We start from the raw sequence: 26,513 nt of genomic DNA on the forward strand, positions 1-26,513 counted from the left end.
CTCTTTATCCGTTAAAGCAATATTTTTATCGTTAGGCTGCTGTTTAGTCGAAGTCGTCTTTTTAGCGTTTCCATTTTCAACATAATATGTAACTTTTTCTTTAACAACATTAACTATTGTAGGCTTAAGCAGTTGCAAAAAACCTGCCGCAAAAATATTAGCCTCTTTATTATTAGATGCTTTGCTTATCGAGTCACTAAACAAATCATCTACAGCATGCGAAGTAAGAGTATCCATATCAACATGCATTTTAAACTTTTCCAAATCATGTTTTTGTACCGCTTCTTGTATTATCTTCAAAGAATATTCCGGTGTTTTAGTCCAATAGAAATAATACCCTCCAATAACAGAAGAACTTAAAAGAAGACATACAATCAAAATAATTATATTACGTGGCATTTTAATGTTAAATGTAATATTCATCATAATCTCCTTATTTATGAATTGGATCTGCTCTAAGGAATACGTTTTGAGCTCTGCAACATCATTTTAATCTTAATCCTCAATAATTCTAAGCATCTATCCAGTTTGTATCTATGTCTTGGGGGCCGTGTATTAGTACCACAATAAATTCTGTAGCCTTCATGGGTTAAATGGTGTTACTTTCACCGCCAAATTTTTCAACTATAAATAACAATGTTCTTAATAAAATGATCAATTCCTGCCAATTCTATAAAAAATTGGCAGGAATTGATCAGAAGTACTTTTCGGTATCCTGAGTAAAAGTATTCCGAATCTCTAAAAAGCTATTAGATATGAGAAGAGATACACCTCCATCTGTGTATCCCTTCTCTTTTAGTCTTGCTGCATTGAGATTGTCCCTATGCAGTATTTTCTCGAGCAAACTATCTGCACCGTCTTTCTCTGCGGGTTCAGGCGCAACAATGCTCCGCGCTCCGTTGTTACTCTCTGTTTCCAACATACCCATATCATTGCTCCCAAAAACCTCTTTCCCTATCTGTAATGCTGCCGCTTGCTTTGTTTCATCTAAAACATGAGTATATAAATCTGCCGTAATACCAATTGAACTATGTCCTAAAATATTTGATGCTGTTTTCATAGCGATGCCTGACTTTAACATCAAAGAAGCACATGAATGACGCAAATCATGAAATCTAATCTTTTTAAGTTTATGTTTCTCGATAAACCTAGTGAAATTTTTGCTAAAATAAACAGGCCTAACATAATCGCCATCATTCTGACAAACAACTAATTTATAGTCCTTATATTCATCAGCTAACATAAGCTTATTTTTTTCATTCTGCTGAATATGCCGTCTTAAAATATTAAACACTTCCTCTGGAGCACTGATAGTCCTATTACTTTCTTCACTTTTCGGATCTCCAATAACGGCTTGCTTCTCTATATCATTGAGTTGCTTGTTAATTCTGATCCTTCTATTATTAAAATCTATGTCATCTACAGTTAGTGCTAAACATTCACCACGCCTTAACCCACAAATCGCTGCTAAAGCAACCGGAACTTCATATTGTGTATCCATATGACCTCTGCTTTCCAGCATTCGGTCAAAGGCTGTGAGATATATGTTGCTGAGCAGTGGCGAAAGGTTACCGCCTAGAGGCGGCCACAACGGCTACCTCCGTCCGCTCAATCAAACGGATCGTACAGTTTTCCCGTAATCCGCTTTCCTCACTGACAGCATTACCTACGACTGTCTAACCAAGGCTTGGTATTAGTTGTATCAAGTTTACCAATCTATGTTTCTCATACAGATCCTTAACAGGGTATTTCCTCCATCCCGCATTTCGCCACTTTTTATAGATGAATGACCATAGTCGGCGGATTATCCACCTGTCTAGCTTATTGAACAGCTTGCGGACATCTGCTTTCCGATAGTAATTTCCCCATCCACGAATTATCGGGTTTATTATATCCACCACTTCGTTAAGTGTCAGCGGTATTCGCCTGCGAGTGTGGTTTCGAATTTGCTCCATAAATCGTTTCACGGATTGTTCTTTCGGAATCGCATACAGATTCAGCTGATTTCCCTGTTTCTTGATTTTATCTTTTGGCAGTTTTCTTCCTTTTCCTTGTTTTACTTTGTAGCCGAGAAACTCAAAACCGTAGGATATGTGCGTAATTCTTGTTTTCTCAAGTTGTAACTCAAGTCCCAGTTTTTGTAATACTACCCGTGCTGCCTGCAATGCTTGTTCAGCCTCTATTCTCGTCCGACATGTCACCAACCAATCATCAGCAAAACGCGTTAAGTTGTAACCTTTTGTAGTCATTGCATTGTCAAAAAGTGTCAGGTAGATGTTGCTGAGTAATGGACTGATTACTCCACCTTATGCAAAGAAAGTCATTATGCAAAGTAAGGCTCTGAAAGGCTGATAAATCCTACAAAGTTCTTTGATTAGCTTTGCATAATCTCTCCCATGATGAAGGTAAGAGCAAATCGCTCAAAACATCATCAAGGGGGAATATTCCATGCACAACCGACCACTTGTTGACCTGCTTAAAGACGTCGAGCAGGAAATGATAAGGCTTCATTACAGCGAAGGGACACTGACCTTTTACCGTAGACGCTGGAAGATGCTGATGGAGTTTGCGAGAGAACGGTGTGAAACCGCGTATTCAGAACAACTGGGATTTGATTTTATTGAACACCATTTTGGCCTATTGAAGAAAGACAGTGAACGAAAACTAAAAACATCTGAAGTGCAGGAACTGCGCGTTATCCGAATGATCGGCGACTATCAGCTTCACCGGACCATTTTACGTCGATGCTACAAGTTTAAACAGATTCTCTCAGATCCTTACTGGATCGGGATCAGCAACCAGTTTCGAGAGTACTGCACAGCAAAATCCTATGCAAAAGCAACCATCAACCACTATGTCAAACAGTCAGCAACTTTCGTAGATTACCTGACAGCGCAGGGCACAACCTCCTGTAATGTGATGACTATTGACCATATCAACAACTACATCAAAACCCTGGCAGGCTATACCTACAAAACTGTGGAACAAAATATCTGCTCCCTGAGGGCCTTTTTCCGGTTTCTTTTGGAAACAGGAAAAGTCACCACCAATTTTCATTGGGAAGAGAAAAAGCTGGTATTCACCCAGTCAAAAACGAAAGAGACAGTGAACCTACCGCTACCATCCGAAGTTGGCTGGGCCGTAATTGACTATCTGAAGTGCGGACGTCCCAAGTTTGAAAGCCCCTACGTGTTTCTAAGACACCTGGCACCCTACGGCCCCTTTTCAGAAGGGGACCATCTTCATCAGATAATTGCTGATTACATGGGACGAGCTTATTTGCCTACACTGAAAAAAAGAAGGGGAATGCATTCTCTGCGCCACACCCTAGCCAGTATGCTATTGGAAAAAGAAACACCCCTGTCTGTTATTAGCGATATTCTTGGCCATACCGATCCCGATTCAACCAAAGTCTACCTTAAGGTGGACCTTCGCAAACTGAGAGAATGCGCATTGGATCTTGAGGAGGGAACCGGCGATGTGTGACATTCAATATATCGGTCCCTTCAGGAATCACCTCAAAAATCACATTGAACTGAAACAGGCCGTCGGATACAAATATGCGACCGAAGCCAGACATCTAAAGCGCTTTGACCAGTTTACGCTGGAAAAATATCCGAACGCTAACTGCCTCACCAAAGAGATCGTCCTGAACTGGTGCAGCAAACAACCCCATGAAGTGCAGGCAAATCAGCGTGCTCGGGCATCCATACTTCGCCAATTCTCAAAATATCTGGATGTGATGGGCTTAAGTGCTTACATCTTACCCAAAGGCTACTACCCCAAAGAACCTCAATATGTGCCCTATATCTATTCGACAGAAGAACTGGTGCGTTTTTTTGACCAGACTGACCAGTGCCATTACTCTTCTGAATGTCCCCATCGCCACCTGATCATGCCTGTGTTCTTCCGGATGATCTATATGTGCGGCCTTCGAGTCACTGAAGCAAGACTGCTAACAGTCGGTGATGTTGATTTAACTACTGGTGTCCTGTCTATTCATCATTCGAAAAAAGACAACAGTCGGCTCGTACCTATGTCCAACAGTCTTGTGGAACGCTGTCGGGAATATTCAGCCAAAGTTCATGCATTTGCCACGTCTGAAGATTACTATTTTCCTACGCTTGGCGGTAAGCCCATGACAAGCACCAATGTGTATCATAATTTCCGCCGGTTCCTATGGCTGGCTGGGATATCCCACAGAGGCAGAGGCGCTGGTCCAAGAATCCATGATTTCCGCCATGCCTATGCGGTTCATTGCCTCAAAAAATGGACTGAGCAAGGCAGGGACTTGGCCGTTTACTTGCCGATGCTCAGGATCTACATGGGTCATGATTCCTTCCAGGATACGGCGTACTACCTGCGGCTGACCGCCGACGTATTTCCAAACATCATCCTTAAACTGCAAAACCGGTACCCAGACATCATCCCTGTACTGGAAGGTGACTCCTGTGAAACCGACTGATTTCGCCGAATACCTGACTGCCTTTTTAACCAATTGGCTAACAAAACAGCGAAACGCCAGTCCCAAAACGATTCACTCCTATCGCGATACTTTCAAGCTATTGTTGAAGTATTACCAGGAAAGAGAGCACATGTCGCCAGAACGAATCACCATGTCAACCCTTACTGTGGATGTGATCAAAGACTTTCTTTCTTGGTTGGAAACAGAAAGAAAGTGCAGCATTTCTACCAGAAACCAGCGTCTAGCAGCTATCCATTCCTTTTTTCGGTATGTACAGGCAGAAGACCCTGCCGGACTTTACCATTTTCAAAAAGTGATTGCCATCCCGGTGAAAAAGGCCGGGAAACCGATGGTGGAACACCTGACGCCGGAAGCTATGAAACTGCTACTTGATCAACCTGATAGAAACCTTCCACAGGGCCGACGGGATTTAACCCTGATGAGTGTGCTGTATGATACAGGTGCGCGAGTCCAAGAGCTGATTGATGCCAAAGTGGAGGATGTGTTTCTTTTACCACCTCCGGTCATTGTTCTTACCGGAAAGGGGAACAAGGTTAGGCGTGTACCTCTCATGAAGAATACAGCGTTTCTTCTCCAAAACTACCTGACAGAAAACCACCTGAACAGCCAGCATAAAAGGCAGTACCCGCTTTTTACAAACCGCCAGCATCATCCTCTAACAAAAGAGGGTGTTGCCTACATCATTGGAAAGTATGTCAACGCCGCCAGAAGTCAGTTATCCATTATTCCTCAAAAGGTTAAACCGCATATGTTTCGTCACAGCAAAGCCATGCATCTGCTCCAAGCAGGCGTTAATCTCATCTACATCCGTGATTTTCTGGGGCATGTAGATGTCAAAACCACCGAGATTTATGCTCGGGCAGATATGGAAACCAAGCGTAAGGCCATTGAAAATGCTTACCCGGATCTTGTTGAAAGCAACCTTCCGGATTGGAGCAAAGATCAAGCATTGCTTTCTTGGTTATCTGAATTGAAATAGATTAAGAAGATTATGCAAAGAAAACAGAGCGAGGATCGGCTATTTTAGAGACTTTACAGAGTTAACTTTGCATAATCTTTTTCTTTGCATAAGGCTCTTTATGCGAAGCTTTGCATAAACCACCTTGCGGGGTTCCGCTTGGCGTGGCGTAGCGTCTTCCTTGTTCCTCATAACCCGCCTTAAGCATTTGTCGGATAAGTTTCAAGACTCTTCCATCGCTGACTCTCTCTGCTACCATATCAATTACTTTGTCGTGATCGACACTGCCAAAACAATCCCTCAGGTCTGCATCCACTATCCAGTTATTTCCAGACATGATTTCACGCCATATCTTACGCATGGCATCATGTGTCGAGCGTCCTGGCCGATAAGCAAAACTACATTCATTAAACATCGGTTCAAAGATAGGTTCTAGCCGGTTATTTAGTGCCTGCTGACACACTCGGTCAAATATGGCCGGTATGCCCAACGGTCTTGTTTCGCCCGCTTTTCCCCGTTTAGGTATGTGTACTCTCCTTACTGGTTGCGGCCAATAGGTTCCGGTTTTCAGTTCTTCATGCAGCTTCTCTAGATTTTCATCTCGGGCTGCGCCAAACTCCTGAATACTTATTCCATCGACTCCACCAGCACCATCATTCTCTTTGACCTTGTCCCATGCACGTTTTAAATTTGTTGGATGGTAAACTTTATCAATGAGAGAATGTACCTTGATCTTTCTTGTTGCGCCAATTGCTTCCACTGCACTATCAGTCTCCTCTGTTGCAATGCCCGGGTCTTTCTCATAGGGAACTATCCTTCTTCTGCAACTTACTCACTGTGTTCATTGGTTATTGGCAGTCAGTAAGCGAATCGCCTTCCCCTCTTTCGCCTCCTTTTGAGATGGCGTGGAGCTATCCTTCCTGGATAGTCCTGGCGTTTCTGTTGTTCGCCAGTTTAAGTACTATTCGATTCTCCGACTCCTCGCACCGCTTCGGCATACTTTTCGGGGTTTCCTTATAGCTTGCCTTACTGAATTGCTGTGTTGTCTGTATGAAGTACCCGCTCACAACTACCAGTACCTCGGCTATCTTTATACACCGGCCCATTTGCGGTGTGCTTGACTCAGACGCTACGAGGTCTCCATGGGTCACACAATTATCTTCCCTGCCATGCCGCCCGCAAACACCTTGGTACGATGGGTGGGCTGGAACGCCTTCGCCTCCATAGTGCAGGCTCGACCTTGCCCCATCTTTGGCCGACCGGTTCATCTTCGGGGCAGCCCCCATTGATTACAGCCTGGCATTTCTCCTCAAGCCCTCCGGACTCTCCTCACGGTAGACGCCCTGCCCTCCGAGTTTTCTCGGCCACTGAGGAATTACCCCCAGGTTTGGATATGAGCCCCCCAGTCCGGGACTCAGTGGGACTTTAACCCACCTGATAATTGCGCTGCCACGCGCACACTATGACCTCTGCTGACTTCTTGCAATTGAGCCATACATCACTATATGGGTTCTCCGGGTATCATGGGGTTGCCAATGTCTTTCGGAGCCTTGCAAGACCTCCCCCGTTAAGAACGATAACCTTCCCCTCATATATCTGCTACATTTACACCGCAGGGTTCGGGCAGTATTGGACTTTGTTTTGGTCAGCAAACTCGTCCGCCCTGCATATGCCTTATATGTAGTTTCTGTTCGTCAGACCAAGGGTTTGCATTAGGCTTACTTCAGACTCCGCCTCACGGCGGACGCCCTTGCCCTCTGCTAACAGTTCCTACTGCCAAGCCTGTAGTGGACTTTCACCACCGAGTTATCGCCCATTCGGGGCAAACTGAACTAATGAGCCTTCTAGCAATCTGCTAGAAGGCTCATTTTTTTTGCAGTGATCCTTGACTCTTGCTACTTGGATTGGAAGACATATCTATCCAGGCTAAATAACAGCTTGCCCTTGTTGAGCAGCGGAATGCTCTTCTGCCCCACAAACAATTGCATCCCCACTGAAAGTCGAGTTATTAGCTTTTCTCGCTCAAGCTGTAATTTCTGGTTTAAAAACTCATGCCTTAATTCAAACTCCGCAAAGATTTCACTCTATTTCTTAATATCTCTACTTGCGTATAACAAGTGGTATAACTTAATCTTGTTCAGTAACTAAAGTCTTATTCTCATGTAACTCCATGCCGCCATCGTGCCAACCTTTAAACCTATAAATCCGTTTTACTACTCGTCTTCCCGAACCATTAGCTCCTACATAAATTTGATCATTATTCGCATTTATTCCTATGCCACCTTGCCCACTGGTATCATAGAATTCCTCAATTTCCACTTCTTCAGCAGTATCAATGCGCCTTGCAATTGCAATTTCCTGACTAACTCTTGCTTGAAATTCCGACATTCTTAGAGCGATTTCTTGTTTTACCTCTTCTGCTTTTAATTTCTCTATATCACCAGTCTCAGCTAATTTAGCTGAACTTTTTACAGCACTTGCTAACGCACTTACAAGTAAACCCCCAACTCCGCTAACAGCAATTTCTAAAGACATAGTATTCTCTCCCTACATAAAGTATTATTGAAATATTCACTCAAAATACGACTTCCCTAAGCAAGTACAAAAATCAGCGATACTTGATTTTCGCGTCTCTTTATCAATTGGAAACTTCATATCACTCTTTATACCCACCAGACAATTCACTTCTCATCTTCGAAGTAACCTGTTTCCAGGCTTCTGGTATATACTTCTTCAGTTCATCTTCTTCTTTACCTTTAATTTCATCCCAGTATTGAGCACGATAGTTAATCAATAAGAAATATACTTTTCTTTGCAATTCATCCAGCATTCCATAAGTATCTGTAGAAATATATAGCTGTGAATCAATCAAAGCATTTTGAGCTTCACTACAAGCTACTTCTGCCAAATGCTCACGGTATAGCTTGTCCAATTTAGCAAACTGTTTCATGGCATTTTTTTTGTCGGAATCCCAATGTAATATAACAGAATCAATGTCTGTCTGAATATAGTTCCTATCTTTTAATAGTTGCTCAATTTCATCCTTACAAAACTGCTCATAATTTGGTATTCGAGCAAATCCCCGAAGACTCATAACTTTTGATATGGCTTCTGCTGTAGCATTATGAAGTTTTGCGTAGGATTCATGTCTTTTAACTGTCCACAGGCCAAAGTCCTGATTCATTCTACCATAGTTGAATTTTGCCTTTTCAGCTATCAGCCCAAGGTCATGCTTATGATCTTCAAGCTTCTCCTTAAATCTGTGTTCAACGGCCTTCTTTGCATAAAGTCTTATTCCCAACCATACAGCAGCAATTATTTCGATAGTAATAAATATTACTAACTCTATCGTATTATCAGACATGCGCTATCCCTACCTCTTATATAGGTTCATGGAATTGTTTAATAGCATCATATAACATTTTTTACTTTTATAAAAACGTTCTGCACGAAATTGCCATTTCCTTCAATAAAAAAAGAAGAAGCTATTCGAGGTTCTCAAAAATCCCAAGTACAAAAACATTTTGAGCCTCCATCCAACTTTTTGCTGTATAGCTTTATGGAGGTTTACGACGACAAGTACTCGTTTCACATTAACTCACAAAAACGCTTGTATCACTATTTCTATCCATTCAAAAGGTCCATTTTTACTAACCATTTTGTAAAGCTGTGGTCAAAATGTGGTCAAAAACTTCATTTTTTTCAAATTACGCATTAAAAAAGGCTTTGCAAAAAATTCGCAAAGCCTTGATTTCTGGCGGAGAGGGTGGGATTCGAACCCACGGTCCCGGTGAAGGGACACTTGATTTCGAGTCAAGCACCATCGACCACTCGGACACCTCTCCATTAAAATTACTTCCGTCTTTGGCGGAAAAAATCTTTCATAATTGCTGTGCATTCATCTGCACGTACACCAGAGGTTACTTCCAGGCGATGATTAAGCGCCGGATTCTGCACAACATTAAAAAGTGATTCAACTGCTCCGGCCTTGTAGTCGGGGCTGCCATAGACCAATCTATCGATACGGCTCATGACAATTGCACCAGCACACATAGGACACGGTTCTATAGTAACATAAAGTGTAGCCCCCGTCAATCGCCAGCGGTTTAGTGCCTTACAGGCTTCTCTGATGGCGATTACTTCGGCATGGGCGGTAGCATCATGCCATAACTCCCGCATATTGTGAGCACTGGCTACAACCTGCTGGTCTACAACCAGCAGAGCGCCAATCGGCACCTCGCCTAGGTCATACGCCTTTTTGGCCTCAACCAACGCCAGGCCCATATAGTAACTGTCATCCATATTTTCTCACCGCCGCCGGGGCTTGCTGAAATATTACTTTGATATTATATCCCGTCACCAGAAAAAAATCAACACCATACCCTCCGGTATATTGTGGATTGTCCCTATTACTATGCTTCGTAGAAAACCATTACCGTCTTAAGGTGGCGATAAGACGCTTAGGATTAAGCAGCAGACGAATCGCATCCTCAGGGCTCTTAACTACAATGTTAGATGCTGCCAATATGCCGCTGCTAGCCCCTTCTGGTCCAAGAATAGCAATCTTTAGTCCGGCAATAAAGAACATAGGCTGGTCATTCACACCGTTTCCAATGACTACCGTGTTGTCTGCGCCCCATTCCTGAACATATCGTGCCTTTTCTGTACCATCTGCTTGGTTACCTAAAAGAATAACTTCCACGCCATCAATATTCTTTAACTGTTCGTGCGCTGTACCGAAGGTATCTGCCGTAATCACTGCTACATGGACTTTCGCTGCCAGTTCTCGCAACAATTCACGAACCGAATTGTTTATAATGCCATCTTCGGCTAAGGTTCCGTTATAATCAAAAATGATGTGTTTAAAGATAAATTGCCTTCCATCTGGCATAGTAACTTCAATCATATTGTATCCTCCCCCTGATCAGTTCAACTAAAGCGATTAATTCTTATGAAAGTGTGAGATACCTCGCAAAATTAATCCCCACCCAGGTTGCTAAAAAGCCGATCACACAGTTGGCTAAAACATTATACACGGCAAGGGAAATGTCTGCTTCTTGCAGCAATTTCATTGTCTCATAACTAAACGACGAAAATGTTGTTAATCCCCCCAGAAAGCCAGTGGTAACAAACAATCGCCACTCCGGCTTAACGACAATCTTATCAGTTACTAAAGCCAAAAATAGGCCAATGATAAAACATCCTGCCACATTGACAATCAAAGTACCATAGGGGAACCCAGATCCAAACCGTTCTGCAGCCCAGGAGGAGACTAAATATCTTGATGCGGCCCCTATGCCCCCGCCTATCGCCACGATTAATATGTTAATCATCATGTATAAAACACCTCCTAGCAGCAAAATGTTCTACCGCGTTTTGCCGTATTTGATTACTTCAATATCATCTAGAGTAACTAGTCCTTCTTGCAGCATTTCATCAATATAAGGAAGCAATTTATTAATATATTCTTCACTATCAATAATTTCTACCAGCACTGGCAAATCGCTTGATAGGTCAACAATACTCGCAGAATGAATCCGGCTATTTGCACCATAGCCCATCAAACCACGAAACATAGTGGCTCCTGCTAAGTCAAGTTCTTTGGCTTTTTCGATAATGGCATAATAAAGAGCCTTTCCTTTATAACGGTCATGCTCACCAATATAAATCCGTAACCGTTTAGCCTTACCCGTAATTTTAGGCATATATACCCCCCTCTCCTCAATTACTAGCTCTTTCCTGCGACCCAACCATAATATAGAACAGACTCCTACCAGGTATCTGGTAGGAGTCATCACCGCTCATCACGGGGTTAATGGCGAACTCCATCGCCCCAACTATTAACTAATAGGTAAATTATAACAGCATGACTAGTTTGACGTCAACCGCAAAAATCCACAGATTAAACAAGACTATAGACCAAAATGTCTACAGATGCTATTCTCTCAAATAGCTCACCCTAGTTGCGGTTGCTCCTTCGTGATTAACCGTTCGATTCCAGCCTCAAATCGCTGATCATCTTCCCGTGTTCTTTTACTAGGCCCTTTTGTTCTTCCGCCCCCCCGGCGAAACTTAGCTTTGATTTCCCGTTCTTCCAGCAAAAAATCAATGTTTTCCGGGCTATACTCTTTGCCTGTCGGACTAAGACAATACGCAGCCTTACCTAACACCATAGATGCTAATCCCCAATCCTGCGTAACGATTATATCACCGGGCTCGGTCATGTTAATTACTTTGATATCCGCTTCTTGCGACGCACTGCCTACTACAACATGGTGGTCAGATACAATGTTGTGATTAAAACTAGCCACCGTCCAAATAGGGATATCATATTTATGGCCTATTTGGACGCATATCTGAAGGGCCGCCTTCGGGCAAGCGTCAGCATCAATTAAAATTTTCATGGTATTCCTTTCCACTTATCGTTATCTTCACTATTTTCGCGGTAAACAAAGCTATCCCTTCCATCTTTAGTACAACTATTATTAACACAAGCAACTTGGTAACTAGGCGGATTGGCAGTTGAAATATTCAATAATATTCTATTATTCGGCATAAATCTCCATACTTTGCAGCCGCTGTTTGTTATAATTAGCAAAAGTTTAAATACATGCAGAATTGAGTGTAGTACCCTAAGATATCTGAGGGGAGACTTTGCGAATGACCTTTTACGAACTTTCAATTATTGCAACTCTATCAGCTACGTTCGCTGTAGTATGTGTTTATTTTTTCTTGTTCTGGCTTTACCGCCAAACTTATATTGGTTTGTGGGCAGTTTTCTGGTTGATCCACTTTGTAACTCAAATATTTTACCGAACACCGTTGCACCAAATTCCTACGCCTGTATTTGCGGGTATTCAATTCATATTAATCGCCAATTATATATTGCTTGTATTTGCTACAAGTAAGTTTTTCGGACGAAAAATGCATAAGGGCTGGTATTACTGGGGTATTGCTGTAACATTAGAATTCAATATTGCTTCTTTTCTTGGTGCGTCGATTATTCCAAAAGCATTTCCCTCTGTTATTTACATAGCTTATATCTATTTTTGGCATGCATGGATGTTTATACGCCACCTCGACAGCAAGAGCTGGGGGAAGACGGTTGTAGCTATTGCCTTTATTGGATCAGGCATACATACTCTGGATATGCCTTTCCTTGTTTCGGTGGATTGGTTTGTACCTTGGGGGTTTTTAATTAGCGGGACGTTCCGGTTTATTATATCAATTGGTACTCTAATGCTATATGTTGAGAGAAATTTCCGCGATCTGGTAGCAAAAGAAAATCAATACCGCCTACTCGCTGAAAACGCAGCCGATACCATTTATCTCTACCGGCTAAAACCATCTCAAAAGCTTGACTATATCAGTCCGTCAATAAGCAAGCTAACCGGCTATAGTCCTAACGAATACTATGAAACACCCGGCCTGCTTTTTTCATTGATTCACCCAAGCGACGCCTTCTGGGTTGAGAGTCTTGTCAACAGCCCGGTTGCTGTTTCGACTGGCCCGCTGATAATGCGCCTTATCCGGCGAGATCACACTGTGATCTGGGTTGAACAGACAACTGTCCCAATTCTTGACGACGACGGATCATGTATAAGTTTTGAAGGAATCATTCGGGACATCTCAACGCGAAAGATATTAGAGCAAGATGTCTCTCGCCTAGATCGACTAAACACAGTGGGACAAATGGCAGCAAACGTAGCTCACGAAATTCGAAATCCTTTGACTACGGTAAAAGGATACTTGCAATTTTTTCTAAAAAAGCCGGTCTTTTCAAGCTATCATGAACACTTTACTTTGCTAATAACCGAACTGGACCGAGCTAACTTAATTATTAAAGAATATTTATCTCTCTGCCAGAATAAATCCCGCGATCTGAACACTTGCCAGCTAAACTGTATTATTCAGGATATATACCCGCTGATAAAAGCCGCGGCAAATGCGTCAAGCATGGATATTCACTATATCCCAGAAACCCTACCCGAGATACATCTGGATGAAAAAGAAATACGGCAACTACTCTTGAATCTAGTCCGTAACGGTCTCGAATCCATGGAACCTGGCGGAGTTGTTACGATACGAACTTATTTTAGAAATGATGAAGTAGTCCTGGAAATACAAGATCAGGGAACAGGAATCCCTCCACACATCTTAGAGAATATAGGTAAACCATTTTTGACTACGAAAGATACCGGAACCGGCCTAGGACTTGCTGTGGTTTACAGGATAGCAAACGATCACCAGGCAAAAATTCAGGTAGTTTCTAGTCTTCAGGGAACGACTTTCCACGTAATATTTAAATCTAAATAATTGATATACCAGTTTCACTTCAGAGAGTCCTGATAAAGGGCTCTTTTTGTTTTTTCGGGATTTTTTAACATATTTTTAATTTTTTCCCAAAATGCACGAGAGGGGGTGGTGGCTTTGATTGTGTAACAGCTCATAATTTACCTGCGTCAAACAAAAAGGAGGATGATTTTAAGATGACTATTAAAGAAGTTCGGGTGACCGATGAGAAAGCTGATTCCTCACTGCAAGTCCGCATTGCCACTCAATCGTGGGAAAAAAGTGAGATCTACAGACTGCGTTACGAAGTATATGTCCAGGAAATGGCCAAACCTTTGGGATCAACCATCGATAAAACAAAACAAATTGTTGATTCCTTAGATGATCGGAGCGCTTTAATTTATGTACAGGCTGGAAGTGCTATTGTCGCGACACAGCGTATTACCATCGCTGCTGCGGAAGACTATCCAATCGACTTAGCCGAAGCGTTTCATATGCATAAGTTCAAGACACTGTACACCGATTTTTCGGACCCCCATTTTGGCCTTGGCACTAAGCTTGCCATTAAAGCGCAATATCGAAATTCACCTGCTCTCTATCTGATTCTCGCAGAAGCGTACCGACTTATGCGAGACCAAAAAATACCAATCTGCTTTACAGGAGGCAACCCATACGTTATTCCGCTATACGAAAGAGTGGGCTTCAGAAGATTCGCCCATACCTTTACCGATCCGGGATATAGTCTCCTAATCCCACTAGTTATGCTTTTGGAGGATACAGATCACCTGAAGGCCGTAAAATCCCCTATTATGAGACTCGCCCGAAAATATGTCAATGATGTAACAATGGCACAGAGGTTTTTACAGCTATTTCCTGAAGCATCAAAATGTCTCAATACCCAATTGGTCACCCGAAAAAGCTTATGGGAATACCTAGAACGCACACTGGGCGATTCTCCGCTTACAATTCCAGTGTTTAAACACCTTGACGCGGAAAGCATTATGGATCTTCTGCTCGCAGGAATGGTATTCTCTTGCGCGGAAGGCGATTGCATTCTATACCAGGACAGCATCTGCAACGATTTATACATTCTGATCTCAGGCAATTTGGTATCCACTTCACCATCAGGATCATATATCCTGGGGCCTGGCGAGTATTTTGGCGGTATTACACGCCCTAACCAGTCCAGACAAGCAGAATCAGTATCCACTTTAACCGACTCCGAGCTATTTATGATACCCAGGCAAGCATTCGAGCGATATCAAAACCTTCATCAAGAAGCGTCCGAGATCTTGTTAAGCAATCTAAAAAGCATCAACGATTTTACTCGTGCTTGCTCAATTAATAAGCAAGGAGGACAGTAACATGACTAAAAATATTGATTTACTACTAATAAATAGTTTTGCGCCTAGACAAAGAATTGCTTCAGATGCCGCTTTAGAAAACGGGTTAGCTATGATTCGTACCTATCTTGAGGACCGTGGGTTTAGTGTTTATGTTGCCGACGAACAGCGGGTCTCACTCGTGGAAAGGGGTGTCCCCCAATGGTGCACCCGACTGCTTCGTACGCTAGTCAAATTTCAACTAGCCTATAACGGACGGTTTAAAATATTGGCATTACTCGCCCTATTACTGGCTTGGCCCGTACAGTCGTTAACCCTTCGTTTTCGTAAATACCACATGGACAAGATTATTGACAATATCGCCACTTTGGTAAAAACCGAGAAAATTCCTTTGGTAGGAATAAAAGTTTGGGGAGGAGCCCCTTATGCCTGGAGCGTCAAACTAGCTAAAAAAATTAGGGAGGTAAATCCTGAAACTACACTTATTGCCGGGGGTCCACACGTAAAGGTATACGGAGAGTACGTTCTGGCCCAGGGAGAATTTGATTTGGCGATTATGGGGCCAGGGGAAGAGATGCTTGAGCATCTGTTAAATAAAAGAATTACCGTTCCGACAAAAGAGGCCTTCCTGGAGCTGGTGCACCGGGAAATTGGTCCTTCTCCGTTGATCAGGACAGGCCACTACCACGAACAAAGCGATTACATGTTTCACTCGTTTACCATTCCAAAATATCGAGCTGTAGACATGGCAGACAAGGTATGGTTTCATACCTTGATTGACGGTCTGGGCTGCACCTGGAATAAATGCAGCTTTTGCACACACACAAGGCAAAATACGTATTACACCCCGCGACCGGTGGAGGAGATAAGGAACGAGATTATGGCAATGACAAGCCGTGGTATCGCTTTCTTCCGTTTCAGCAGCTCTGAAACTCCGTTAGGGCATGGCAGAGCCATCGCCCAAATGATCTTAGGTGAAAATTTAAAAATAAATTATTCGATGTTTGCACGTCCAGGTAAAACATCAGAACAGGTTTACAAAAGCTATCGCCTAATGATTCGATCTGGACTTAGAGCCGTATTTTTAGGTGGAGAAACCGGGCATGACGAGATCAATGACAAAATAATGAATAAAGGGGTGGTGAGAAAAGACATTATTGATACAATCCAGTGCATTAAGCTGGCTGCCGTAGCAGAGGGGCTGTCTTGCCAAGTCGTATTGTCTATGATTTACCCATGCCCAGTCATCCCGGGCGTGTCCCTAGAGGACGTTTTTGAACAGAATGTAACTTTAATTAAAGAAGCCAATCCCGACGCGGTCATCATAAACCCACCCGGCGTATTCCCTGGAACGGTGTGGTTTGAGCAAAGAGAAAAGCTCGGCTTCAAATTAGGAAACAGTTTTGTAAATGAATTGATGAACTATGAGTACTCCATTTACAAGCCTGTAGAATTTTGGCAAAACCTTGACTATACACTAGATGATCTGGATCTGCGGAAAATTCTCAAGGAAATTGGCAGATTAAACAAGGCGATCGTAGACATGGGAGTCCCTATCAACATCTCCGACGACTACTTGATGATGAGCCAAGCCATCGGGTATAGTTCGAAGGCAGACCTGTTCGAATTTAAGAGAATATCGTTTGTTGATATCATTAGTGGAACGTGCAATTACATCAAGCAAATTACCAAAACAATGAACGAGCGCAGTAAACTACTGGCTGCCTCAAATCCGCCAACCCAAGATGCGCCCGCAGCGACCTCTACTAAAGAGCGAACACAATGGTAACTGCACAATCCCGTAACTAGTCCAAAGGAACCGCCATCCGGCGGTTCCTTTGCTTTTCTCCGGGTTATTTTAAGGCTACTTAACAAATGCCAACTTGTTGACTGTTACGATAAAAGCTATAATGATAGCAACACGGATTGTCAAGCGAGGGGAAACTTAGATGAAATCATCAATTGCCATGTACCGGTCGATTGCTTTGGACTTAGCACAACGAATCATTAATGGCGAATTTTGTGTAAACGAGAAGATTTCGGGTAGATCATTACTAGCCAGTAACTACAATGTATCACCCGAAACAGTCCGGAAAGCGATTGCCCTCCTAAAAGTTAAAAATGTTGTCAGTGTTTCCCAGGGAAAAGAAGTAACGGTACTATCCACCGAGAATGCCTATAGCTTTGTAGAGCACTATAAAAGTACAGACTCTGTGGATTCCCTGCATCAGGATGTTGAACTCCTTTTACGCCAAAAACGCGAAATTGATTCAAGACTTGAAAATCTTCTTACTGATATCATTAATTATTCCGATAAACTGCGTAACCTTACACCGTATAATCCGGTTGAGGTTCAAGTACCGGAAACTTCACACATCATCGGACATACAATTGCCGAAATCAGGCTCTGGCAACATACAGGCGCTACTGTTGTGGCCATCCGGCGAGGTACGGAAATCATTATTTCTCCTGGACCTGATGCCAAAATTGAGCCACATGACCGGATTGTGGTCGTTGGTGATCGTGAGATTTTAACAAAAACTACAAATTTTGTTGGTATTCCAACGTAAAAATGAGCCGTCCCTTTAAATAAGGGTGGCTCATTTTATATTACTTACAACATCTATGCATAGAATCCAGCCAGCGCGGCTGTAGCATTAGTCTGCAACCGCTCATCAGCATAACTTGGTTTCCCGAGACCATACACATCTTTCATCTCATAGAAGCCTTTCCGCCCGTAGATGAACTGAGCCGCTTTATAAGCACCTTCGGCATAAGCCGTTCTTGAAAAGGCCGTATGCGTGATCTCAATTTGATCATACTTCCCGCAAGCCAGCACTTTATGGCGTCCGGTAATATCACCCGCCCGAATCGAGTGAATTGGTATCGAGTCATCCTCTTTTGACTTTTCAAGCCCCCGTTTAATGGCTGCGACGATTTTTTCCGCAGTACCTGATGGGCTGTCTTTTTTATTTCTATGGTTTTCATCAACAACCTGGAAATCATACTCTGATTGTAGTGCAGCCGCTATTTGAGCCATCACTAATAACACATTGACACCCAAGGTGATATTCGGGGCAATTACCACACCAATCTCCCTTTTTCGAGCCAAAACCTTCACTCTTTTTATATCCATCTGGGTATAGCCAGTAACCGCAGTTACCACGTTTACGTTGCACCGTGCTAACGTAGGCAGATGCTCCCGCAGGAAGGAAGGTGAAGAAAAATCGATTAATATATCTGGTTTAAACTTGTCTAATTTCTCCTCAAGGTTTTCCGTAGTCTCAACCGCGACACCCATGTGCGGTCTATGTAAAATCTCACCTAAATCTTTACCGGCATCCGGGCTATTCTCCCGGCATAACACTAACGCCAGCGCTTGTTCTTTATAAAAATATTCAGCCGCAATTCTTCCTGTTGTTCCTAAGCCAATTAACGCAACTTTCATTCGAGCACCTCCTTGGCTAACTTACAACCTAATAATAACATTAGAATTGTAAGTTAGTCAAGTAGGTTATGTTATTAAATTCCATCCATTATATTCCATATATTCTATGCAACATCTCTGCTACCAACAACAGTATCAATTTCCAACCAAGGGTCACTCATATAAATTAAACCCCTGCCTATTCGGCAGGGGTTTATGTATATGGTGCTTACGTATGCGCGTTATTCAATTCAATGTTTTCGCAACCCTCATATTCTCGGAGGACACCTATTACATGTTTAGTATTGCCAGTTTAAACCTACTGTATTCATAAAATCTGCAAAAAAACATAAAAATTTTTAAAATTTTTTCTATAGATTCCGGATAGGGCTACTCGGTTGAATGAATGCTAAAATAACAGCTAGTAAAATAAGAATAGTCCCGATAAGGAAGGCGATTGACAAGCTTTCTCCCAGCAACAAATACCCCAGGATGCTTCCCACGATCGACTGCAAGAACATAAACAAGCCCGCCTGATGAGGATTGAGCAAAGCCAGTCCTTTGTTCCAGCAATAATAGGCAGCCACTGTCGATACTACGGCAAGATAAAGAATGCTGGCAATGACCAATCGATTAGCCAGCACAGCGGTATCCCAAGACCCCAGTTCTAGTATGGCGGGAAAAGCAGCAAACACAGTTGCTAACAAAATACCCCATGTAGTAATACGCAGCACCGGATGAGTATCAGCTACTTTCTTAGCCAAAACAGAATAGTAGCCCCATAGTGCTGCCGCCATCAAAAAAAGCAGGTTTCCCACATTAAAGGTATCTGTTTTAAGGGTGTTAATTGCATCAGTTACAATGAGTATACCGACGAATGACAAGGTAATTGAAGCAATCTGACGCCTTGAGGCTGCCTCTTTAAGAAGAAAAACAGCAAATACCGACTGAAATACCGGTGAGAGGGTAGTAATGGCCGCTCCCAAGTGAGCACTCGAAAGCTTCGTGCCAACAAACTGCGCGCCAGCAGATAAAAAGTATCCGAAAAACCCAATCTGGAACATCAACCACTTATGTTCCCTAGGTATAACGGAGACTTTGCTGTACCGGCACCATAACAATAAGACTATTGAAGCTAACAGGTAACGAATAAAGAGCAGCGTAAAGGGAGGAACTGTTTCCAGGGCATACTTACTAGCAACGTACATGCCTCCCCAAATACTCGCTGCAATGGATAAGTACAATGCCCCTTTATAATTTGCCCGCATCTGACACCCTCCTACATCTATTGAAAAATAGTATAGCAGGAGAAGCGTCTGCAGTTTTGACCAATATTCGTTTTTTATTTAACCCACTTTCGGGTCTTTTCACGATACTCCCGTGGTGTTATTCCTATTTCTTTTTGGAAAAGTTTTGTCAACGTCGATTGGTTTTCGTAACCAACTTGTTGGGCAATCTGCATAATTGTATAGTCTGTGGACGCAAGTAGTTCTTTGGCTTTGTCGAAGCGCAAGTGGCGGATATAGGCAATTGGCGAGGCACCATATTTTCGTTTGAACCACTCTGCATAATAGGTTGGATTGAAATGTTCTATGGCAGCTAACTGATCAATCGTAATGGATTTATCAAAATTGTGTCTGATATAATTTAGCGAAGAAGAACCTTGATCCTGCTCCAACAAACCGGAGATATAGCGAAACAAATCTGTCAGTCGATGGCTCGAAGTAGGTCCATTACCCACTTCTTCAGCCAATAAGCATCGTATCGCCTGCCAACGTCCGTCTAGCGAATAAAATCTAAGACACCCACCTAATCCATTAGGAAAGTAAAAACCCGGGGCATCAAACACGAAGAACTGATTAACAGCTTGTGCATAGAAGGAATGGGCAGTCTCAGGAGGAACAAACACAATATTTTGCTGTTTTTCTACCATCATTTGATCTACAGAGATAGACAAGGCTCCGTGGATAGGTATAATCAACTGGCCATACGAATGAGCGTGAGTAAAGGGTTTATCGTCATATGTTCGGCGCTCGCATAAGATAGTATCCAATTTTCACGCTCCTCTCCACAAATCCATTTCAGCGGAAACCCGCTCCTCTAAATACTTACTTTCTATTGTATCAAATTAGTTTAGTCAAAACTATCTTTAGTTTCTCTTACAAGTGTAGTCAAGCCTCCCGCGCATCCACAATCTCCACATCGCGGTAGGACTAAGCGTGAACGACCGAAATGAGTAAGCATCCGCAGACGAAAACGTCGACGGATGCTTACTTGTACTATCGTTGTTTATTTTAGCTGGTGAGTCCCAGGGGACTCAACCTGTGCCAGCGCGTTTTAGGAATTATGTAAAAACCGTTATGAGCGTTATCCCCCTTAGATTTTAGTAGCGGTTGTTGTTTTGGCTGAAGCAGTCTCTACAGTATACGGGTCGATCCCCACTTGGGCGAAATGGAACCTCAGTCTGTTTACCGCACTCAGAACAAGTAACAGCATGCATTTCACGTTGTTGACTGCCACCACGGTTGTTAAAGCCCCCACCACGGTTTTGCTTACGCGCCGCCCGGCATTCAGGACAACGCCCCGGCTCATTAGTGAGACCTTTTTCCGCATAAAAATCTTGTTCAGACGCAGTAAAAGTAAACGGAGAGTTGCAATCCCGGCAAGTTAATTTTTTGTCTTGAGCCATAATATTACCTCCTCGATTCTCTACAAATGGTGAACTCAAAAAAGGTACTCTCAAGTGGAGCAGTTTCCACTAAACTTAGACAGTAGACGCTCATAATCATGTAACATTACAGTCGGCATTGATTATTACAACCGCGACCACGCCACATAGCAGCGCGGCTACCGTAAGCTCTTACAATTAATATGGCCGATAACGGCTATTTCGATATCTAGAAAAGATTGGATTTAGGATTTAAATTATATTTACTTTTTTTGTTTGACATCAAGCATTTAATTATGGTAAAATATAAATTTATTTGCTTCGCTAAGAATATTGGTGTATACTAAATATATTAGACAGGGGGTGGGCTTCGTGTTTCAAGTAGGTGATAAGATTTTTTACCCCGGGCAAGGTGGGGGGATTATTCAGACGATCGAAGAAAAAGAGTTCCTTGGCGAAACTCAGTTGTATTATTCCATCAATATCCTTCACAGAAACATGCAAGTAATGATCCCCATCGACAAAACCGAGAGACTTGGAATACGTCGTATTGTAGACCCTGAGAAACTGGACGACGTGTTTACTACTTTCCACGATGGCGAATCAGATACAACCTGCAATGACAATCAGACAGACCGGAGAAATCTGCTCAAAATAAAGAGTGGCGACATCTACGAAGGGGCCGAAGTTATCCGTGATTTAGTGCGTATTAGCAATAAGAAAAAGCTTGGAATGACCAAGAAAAACATGTTGGATAACGCCCGCCAAATCCTAATCAGCGAAGTTGTTCTGGTAAAGGGAATTCAGCAAGAACAAGCCTCTGACTTATTAGACCGGGTAATCAACTTCCACCCAGCGTAGTACTCCCTATTGGCAAGCAAGCTGTGCTTATATAGCTTACAATATAAATATCCGCAGACGAAAACGTCTGCGGATATTTTTTTTACTTGGTACGTCCTGGAGGGGTAGACCGCCAATGTCTCGCTACTCTTTACAATCAAGCGTTATCGTCCCATTCCTATATTCTGGGACAGTAGTAAATAAATTTATTCGAAAACAGTATTCGACGTCTGCCTCACGTCCCAAGTCGCATAGTCGTCTGCCATTTCTGCTGTTTTTGGCAACGTCAACAAGGGCATCCTTCGCCTGGGTATACATCAATAAAGCACCACTAGCTGCATCTGTCAATATTGTCTCCGATTCCCCTTCTGACAGCAGCATTTCGGTCAGGAATCCAGCACAGAGTGCATCTTCCAGCGAGAAAAGGCGGTCTGTCCCGGCACATACAATCATTATATCCTTCCCGTATTGTTTGGCCTGCCGGCAAACAGCGCTGGCGTTCGAAAAGGAGCCAATCAATGTCCGGTAGGCACCTTCTGTTGCTTTTATTGCCGTAGTACCATTGGTTGTGGTCATGATTATCTGCCGGCCACGCACCTTATCGCCGGAAAAATCAAACGGAGAATTTCCAAAGTCGAATCCCGCGATCTTGATTGACTGCCGCTCACCGGCCAACAGAGCTGTTTTGTTTTGATTGGACAATTGCTGCGCATCGTTTACCGTTAAAACCGGAGTTAAGACTTTGCAACCATTGGCCATAGCAGTGACAATACTAGTTGTTGCCCGAAATATGTCCAATACTACGCAGGTGGTGTTGGACATATCAACCTCACTAACCGCTGCGGGCAAAAAGATAACATCAATTTTCATTCTATTCTCCTTATGAAGCTTTGATATTAGTAAGTGATTCTGTACAAGCTTCGCGCTGCCGTGTAAGTTCTTTTGCCCCCATATGGGTAAGAACACAGAAGACAATACAGCCAATGGCTCCGGCCAACAGTACATAGAAACCGCCGTCCCAGCCAACACGGTCAACCATTATACCGAATAGACTGGTCCCTAAAGATGCACCTAGAATATAGCTCATAAAGCCTCTCAGTCCAACTGCAGAACCAACAGCGAAGGGTGGTACCACCTCCATGGTCTGCACCGAAGCCAAGAATTGCGGAATATATATCAGACAACCTACAATAGCAGCGAAAACGGTAGTCCAAAACAACGTTGTGCTTTGCCAGTAGCCGATGATACAAAAGAAAATCAGCACCATACTGATAATGGCTGGCGGCATACGGTAGCCTTTGAAAAACTTATCAGACAGGTAACCTGCAAATAGAGTAGATGGAATAGCTGCCCATTCAAAAAACAAAAAAGCAACACTCATTTCCGTTTTAGTGAAATGCTTTACTTGCAGCAGATAAATGGGCAGCCAACTGATCATACCAAAACGCACCATATACACGAAGACATCTACGAAGGACACAAACCAAGCGTTTTTGTTAGGTAATACATACGTCTTAAAAATCTGCCAGGATGACATATTCTCCGGTGCTTTACAATTGGCTTTCTGCTGTGTTGCCGGATCAGCTTCCTCCTTGACAATTTCGCTTAGTGGCGGTAATCCTTCGCTAACCGGTGAACCTTTGCACAATGCCAGAATAAGCATAGCAAAAACGATAGCCACGGCAGCCGGTACTTGATAGCTTGCTGCCTGCCAGTGACTCGTACCCAGCATAGCAAAACCAACACCTACGATAGGGGCAACGATACCACCGCCGACATTATGGGATATATTCCAGATCGCACCGACTATTCCTCGCTCCTTACGCGGGAACCAGTTTGCGATAGTAATAAAGCTAGGGCCAACACCCATTCCTTGAAAAAATCCATTTAGAACAACGAGACCAGCAAACATCCAAAAGGCTGTGCTGAAGCCCATCATAATGTTAACCAGGGCGCATAGGAGCAAGCCCATCGCCATATATACTTTCGGATTAGCCTTATCTGAAAGGCTGCTCATGATCCCCTTGCTGATGCCATAAGCAATCAGCATGCAGCTGGTTAGCAGCCCCACTTCAGTGGCGCTTAGATGCAGTTCTTGTTTTAGATAAGGGGTAGATAACGCGAAGTTATTACGCACAATATAGTAGGCCATATAACCGAGAAAGACACCTGATAAAGCTTGAATACGATGGCTCCGATAAGTACTCTCAACTTTCTCCTGAGGCACTTTCTGGGTAGCCACTTTAGGTTTTAATACTGATAACATAATGTGTCACCTCTTCTTCTTTGTTTTGCAGATAAAGCACAAATAACTCTAAAACCTGAAATGCACCATAACTATCCCCCTGCCCTTTTTCTTAATTATGGCGCATGTTTAGTTTTCGAACTATCAGCAAAATTCTGTTTTTTGTATCAGAAGATTAGTGACATTGTAAGAAATTTTCTTATAGAGGATTTAATAGACCGTTCTTGAGCGCATATTCAACAAGCTGACTCTTTTTCTTGCAATTCAGCTTTTCCATGATGCGCGTTTTGTAAGTATCAATTGTTTTGACACTTAAGTTTAGCATTTCGCCAACTTCTGTTATAGAATGCCCATGGACGATATATTTGAGTACTTCCAGTTCCCGCCCACTCAGCAGGTTACCTTCATCCGCTTTTTTGCCTTGTTGGAGATTGGCCGAGAATAACTCTGAAACCAGAGACTGTGCAGCATTTCTACTCAAATAAATATTACCTTTGGCGACTTCGTGGATAGCATCAAACAGTTCTGTATCTGCGGAAGCTTTAGGCACATAACCTGCTGCCCCAAGCTTCATAGCATTTATGATATAGTTCTTATCCTCATGCATGCTGAGCATCAGAATTCTTATTTCAGGGTGACAGTCCCTAATGCGCCCAATGCAATCTAACCCCGACATTTGTGGCATCGATATATCAAGAACCAGAATGTCGACCTTGAGATTTACCAGCTTATTTAATACTTCTTGTCCGTTGTCGGCTTCACCGATAACTTCAAGCCGCGGATCACTTTTAAGCAACATTCTAATGCCTGTGCGTACTAGAGCATGATCATCCGCCAGAAAAATTTTAATTTTTCCTGTCACATTAGTCGACCTCCTTTAACCGTGGTAAAGAAACTTTGATTACAGTCGCCCATTTAGGCGGTTCGGATTCGATGGCAAATCTGCCGCCAAGGATCTCCACCCGTTCTTGTATACCGTACAATCCTAGCCGGTTCTCACTGCGGGCCTTAGACAGCGTTTCTACCGTTAACCCCACACCATTATCCTTGACCGTCAGATCAATGCTGTCTGTCTCTGTCAAAATGATCAAGACGTGGTTCGCACCAGAATGCTTGATTATATTGGTAAGACTTTCTTGCAGAATCCGGTATATGGCTAAGCTGGCTTGGGGTTCAGGAATCGGATTAACCAATGAATGGTCAAACTCAACCTTCATTTGATACCGCTCTTTATAATCATCAAGGTATTTTTGTATAGCGGCAACTAGTCCCAGGTCATCTAAAGCAGGCGGTCTTAGCTCTACGGCGAGATCGCGCAGCTTGTGCAACACCCCAGCCGCTTCATCCCTTACTTCTAAAATGAACGACTTGTTGTCTGAGTTGTCAGCCTGGTTCGCCATAGCACGCATTGACAAAATAAGCGCTGTAAGAGCCTGGCTTGTTTCATCATGCAGCTCGCGTGATATCCTTTTTCGTTCATCCTCCTGCGCGGTTATAAGGTGATTTAACAAGCTCTGCCTTTCAGCTTCACTTTTTTTCAAACTCGCCGTCATTGTGTTTATGGCAGTAGTAAGCTTCCCTAGCTCATCACCGGAAGTAACTTTCGTCTCTGCCGGCAGAATCCCTCTCGATATAGACTCGGAAATTTTGATTAGCTTATTTAATGGTTTGGTAAAAAGCTGGGTCAATTTTACGCAGAACACTAAGGTTACTGCACCGATAAAAATAGTAGTCAAAATCAATTCGCCGATATTGGCTAGTAAAACCTGCTGAATGGTTTTTTCATGCATACCTACCCTAATATAGCCAAGTTCGCCCCGTTCAATAGGATAAAGTACGTCATGAATGTTTCCTTCGTCTGTGCTGATTACCAGAACTTCCGGTTCCTCTGACTTTTGCTGTGAAACATCATGAGTAGACAGCAGTTTTTTCGGCATTCCCTGCGGAAAAGTGTGTACCAACACCGCGCCTTGATCGTCAGTTATAAATACATAACGGACTTCCTTGTTGCTATTTTGGGTCAAATAAACAAGCTCATGCAAAGCGTACAGATTAGCGGTTTGGATGGGTTCACTACTAAGTGCGGCTAATTGGGCAGCCAGATCAATTCCTTTAGTTTCTAAGCTGTCCCGCATTACATTACCCATCGAATTCCAGAGAATTATTCCCATCGAGATACTTAGCAAAAAAAGCACAGTCGCGAACGACAAGCTCAATTTATGAATAATGCGCATTTCTTGGAACCACTTCATGA

At 43.0% G+C, this 26,513-nt stretch carries 28 protein-coding genes, 1 tRNA gene and 1 riboswitch; of the genes, 8 read left to right on the forward strand and 21 right to left on the reverse strand.

Features of this window, described 5'->3' with window-relative positions; genetic code table 11:
* The 3 genes from VN447_RS13995 to VN447_RS14005 form a co-directional block, all read right to left on the reverse strand.
* On the reverse strand, positions 1-426 hold a 426-nt coding region (locus VN447_RS13995; RefSeq protein ID WP_325525961.1), incomplete at its 3' end, for a DUF2939 domain-containing protein.
* Between the two features lie 268 nt (positions 427-694).
* The gene (locus tag VN447_RS14000; RefSeq protein ID WP_325525962.1) at positions 695-1,501 is read right to left on the reverse strand and encodes a site-specific integrase; all 807 of its coding nucleotides are present in this window, start codon (positions 1,499-1,501) and stop codon (positions 695-697) included.
* A gap of 175 nt (positions 1,502-1,676) precedes the next feature.
* Entirely contained in the window at positions 1,677-2,297 is a 621-nt protein-coding gene (locus VN447_RS14005) for a group II intron maturase-specific domain-containing protein (RefSeq protein WP_325526021.1), read from the reverse strand.
* A 151-nt stretch (positions 2,298-2,448) separates the two neighbouring features.
* Between VN447_RS14005 and VN447_RS14010 the strand changes: the two genes are divergently transcribed.
* From VN447_RS14010 to VN447_RS14020, 3 genes are read left to right on the forward strand one after another with little or no spacing between them, the layout of a single operon-like run.
* Positions 2,449-3,486: a tyrosine-type recombinase/integrase gene (locus tag VN447_RS14010; RefSeq protein WP_325525963.1), complete on the forward strand. Its 1,038-nt coding sequence runs from the start codon at positions 2,449-2,451 to the stop codon at positions 3,484-3,486.
* Positions 3,479-4,465 carry a tyrosine-type recombinase/integrase gene (locus VN447_RS14015; RefSeq protein WP_325525964.1) on the forward strand — a complete coding sequence of 329 codons (987 nt, stop codon included), beginning with the start codon at positions 3,479-3,481 and terminating at the stop codon, positions 4,463-4,465. The genes VN447_RS14010 and VN447_RS14015 overlap by 8 nt, the downstream gene beginning before the upstream one ends.
* Positions 4,452-5,465, forward strand: a complete 1,014-nt coding sequence (locus VN447_RS14020; protein ID WP_325525965.1) for a site-specific integrase — start codon at positions 4,452-4,454, stop codon at positions 5,463-5,465. Before VN447_RS14015 ends, VN447_RS14020 begins: the two co-directional genes overlap by 14 nt.
* Positions 5,466-5,526: 61 nt before the next feature.
* Here the strand turns inward: VN447_RS14020 and VN447_RS14025 are convergent, their stop codons facing one another.
* From VN447_RS14025 to VN447_RS14070, 10 genes are all read right to left on the reverse strand, one after another.
* Entirely contained in the window at positions 5,527-6,204 is a 678-nt protein-coding gene (locus VN447_RS14025; RefSeq protein WP_325525966.1) for a reverse transcriptase domain-containing protein, read from the reverse strand.
* A 151-nt stretch (positions 6,205-6,355) separates the two neighbouring features.
* Entirely contained in the window at positions 6,356-6,712 is a 357-nt protein-coding gene (locus VN447_RS14030) for a hypothetical protein (RefSeq protein ID WP_325525967.1), read from the reverse strand.
* 859 nt (positions 6,713-7,571) lie between these two features.
* Positions 7,572-7,979: a hypothetical protein gene (locus tag VN447_RS14035; protein WP_325525968.1), complete on the reverse strand. Its 408-nt coding sequence runs from the start codon at positions 7,977-7,979 to the stop codon at positions 7,572-7,574.
* Positions 7,980-8,100: 121 nt separating this feature from the next.
* Positions 8,101-8,808, reverse strand: coding sequence for a hypothetical protein (locus tag VN447_RS14040; protein ID WP_325525969.1), 708 nt, complete (start codon positions 8,806-8,808; stop codon positions 8,101-8,103).
* Positions 8,809-9,199: 391 nt separating this feature from the next.
* Positions 9,200-9,289 (reverse strand) — tRNA-Ser (locus VN447_RS14045).
* Positions 9,290-9,296: 7 nt separating this feature from the next.
* Positions 9,297-9,746: a tRNA adenosine(34) deaminase TadA gene (tadA, locus tag VN447_RS14050; protein ID WP_325525970.1), complete on the reverse strand. Its 450-nt coding sequence runs from the start codon at positions 9,744-9,746 to the stop codon at positions 9,297-9,299.
* A 130-nt stretch (positions 9,747-9,876) separates the two neighbouring features.
* Positions 9,877-10,350, reverse strand: a complete 474-nt coding sequence (locus VN447_RS14055) for a hypothetical protein (protein WP_325525971.1) — start codon at positions 10,348-10,350, stop codon at positions 9,877-9,879.
* 43 nt (positions 10,351-10,393) lie between these two features.
* A complete protein-coding gene (crcB, locus tag VN447_RS14060; RefSeq protein WP_414714914.1) occupies positions 10,394-10,780 on the reverse strand; it encodes a fluoride efflux transporter CrcB in 387 nt (128 codons plus the stop codon).
* 30 nt (positions 10,781-10,810) lie between these two features.
* The gene (locus VN447_RS14065) at positions 10,811-11,149 is read right to left on the reverse strand and encodes a DUF190 domain-containing protein (protein ID WP_325525972.1); all 339 of its coding nucleotides are present in this window, start codon (positions 11,147-11,149) and stop codon (positions 10,811-10,813) included.
* Between the two features lie 73 nt (positions 11,150-11,222).
* Positions 11,223-11,286: riboswitch (Fluoride riboswitch) on the reverse strand.
* 112 nt (positions 11,287-11,398) lie between these two features.
* Positions 11,399-11,848, reverse strand: coding sequence for a DUF188 domain-containing protein (locus tag VN447_RS14070; RefSeq protein ID WP_325525973.1), 450 nt, complete (start codon positions 11,846-11,848; stop codon positions 11,399-11,401).
* A 256-nt stretch (positions 11,849-12,104) separates the two neighbouring features.
* Between VN447_RS14070 and VN447_RS14075 the strand changes: the two genes are divergently transcribed.
* From VN447_RS14075 to VN447_RS14090, 4 genes are all read left to right on the forward strand, one after another.
* Positions 12,105-13,760 (forward strand): ATP-binding protein, encoded by a 1,656-nt coding sequence (locus VN447_RS14075; protein ID WP_325525974.1) that lies wholly within the window; start codon positions 12,105-12,107, stop codon positions 13,758-13,760.
* Between the two features lie 173 nt (positions 13,761-13,933).
* Entirely contained in the window at positions 13,934-15,100 is a 1,167-nt protein-coding gene (locus VN447_RS14080; RefSeq protein WP_325525975.1) for a cyclic nucleotide-binding domain-containing protein, read from the forward strand.
* Between the two features lies 1 nt (position 15,101).
* Entirely contained in the window at positions 15,102-16,868 is a 1,767-nt protein-coding gene (locus VN447_RS14085; RefSeq protein ID WP_325525976.1) for a B12-binding domain-containing radical SAM protein, read from the forward strand.
* Positions 16,869-17,028: 160 nt separating this feature from the next.
* Positions 17,029-17,649 carry a TrkA C-terminal domain-containing protein gene (locus VN447_RS14090; RefSeq protein ID WP_325525977.1) on the forward strand — a complete coding sequence of 207 codons (621 nt, stop codon included), beginning with the start codon at positions 17,029-17,031 and terminating at the stop codon, positions 17,647-17,649.
* 53 nt (positions 17,650-17,702) lie between these two features.
* Here the strand turns inward: VN447_RS14090 and dapB are convergent, their stop codons facing one another.
* From dapB to VN447_RS14110, 4 genes are all read right to left on the reverse strand, one after another.
* On the reverse strand, positions 17,703-18,527 hold the full coding sequence (gene dapB, locus VN447_RS14095; RefSeq protein ID WP_325525978.1) for a 4-hydroxy-tetrahydrodipicolinate reductase: 825 nt from the start codon (positions 18,525-18,527) through the stop codon (positions 17,703-17,705).
* 350 nt (positions 18,528-18,877) lie between these two features.
* Positions 18,878-19,774, reverse strand: coding sequence for a DMT family transporter (locus VN447_RS14100; protein ID WP_325525979.1), 897 nt, complete (start codon positions 19,772-19,774; stop codon positions 18,878-18,880).
* 74 nt (positions 19,775-19,848) lie between these two features.
* Positions 19,849-20,559 carry an AraC family transcriptional regulator gene (locus tag VN447_RS14105; protein ID WP_325525980.1) on the reverse strand — a complete coding sequence of 237 codons (711 nt, stop codon included), beginning with the start codon at positions 20,557-20,559 and terminating at the stop codon, positions 19,849-19,851.
* 330 nt (positions 20,560-20,889) lie between these two features.
* Positions 20,890-21,195: a zinc-ribbon domain containing protein gene (locus tag VN447_RS14110; RefSeq protein ID WP_325525981.1), complete on the reverse strand. Its 306-nt coding sequence runs from the start codon at positions 21,193-21,195 to the stop codon at positions 20,890-20,892.
* 351 nt (positions 21,196-21,546) lie between these two features.
* On the opposite strand from VN447_RS14110, the gene VN447_RS14115 reads away from it, so the two are divergent.
* A complete protein-coding gene (locus VN447_RS14115) occupies positions 21,547-22,035 on the forward strand; it encodes a CarD family transcriptional regulator (RefSeq protein WP_325525982.1) in 489 nt (162 codons plus the stop codon).
* A gap of 123 nt (positions 22,036-22,158) precedes the next feature.
* On the opposite strand, the gene VN447_RS14120 is transcribed toward VN447_RS14115, so the two are convergent.
* The 4 genes from VN447_RS14120 to VN447_RS14135 all read right to left on the reverse strand — a co-directional run bounded on the left by VN447_RS14120 (position 22,159) and on the right by VN447_RS14135 (position 26,511).
* Entirely contained in the window at positions 22,159-22,884 is a 726-nt protein-coding gene (locus tag VN447_RS14120; RefSeq protein WP_325525983.1) for a 2-phosphosulfolactate phosphatase, read from the reverse strand.
* Positions 22,885-22,894: 10 nt separating this feature from the next.
* Positions 22,895-24,280 (reverse strand): phosphoglycerate transporter PgtP, encoded by a 1,386-nt coding sequence (gene pgtP, locus VN447_RS14125; protein WP_325525984.1) that lies wholly within the window; start codon positions 24,278-24,280, stop codon positions 22,895-22,897.
* A 178-nt stretch (positions 24,281-24,458) separates the two neighbouring features.
* Complete coding sequence (locus VN447_RS14130; RefSeq protein ID WP_325525985.1) at positions 24,459-25,121, reverse strand: response regulator transcription factor; 663 nt, start codon at positions 25,119-25,121, stop codon at positions 24,459-24,461.
* Between the two features lies 1 nt (position 25,122).
* The gene (locus VN447_RS14135) at positions 25,123-26,511 is read right to left on the reverse strand and encodes a HAMP domain-containing sensor histidine kinase (RefSeq protein WP_325525986.1); all 1,389 of its coding nucleotides are present in this window, start codon (positions 26,509-26,511) and stop codon (positions 25,123-25,125) included.
* Positions 26,512-26,513 lie beyond the last annotated feature (2 nt).

Origin of the sequence: Sporomusa sp., from assembly GCF_035561155.1 — a bacterium.
Classification (GTDB): Bacteria; Bacillota; Negativicutes; order Sporomusales; family Sporomusaceae; genus Sporomusa.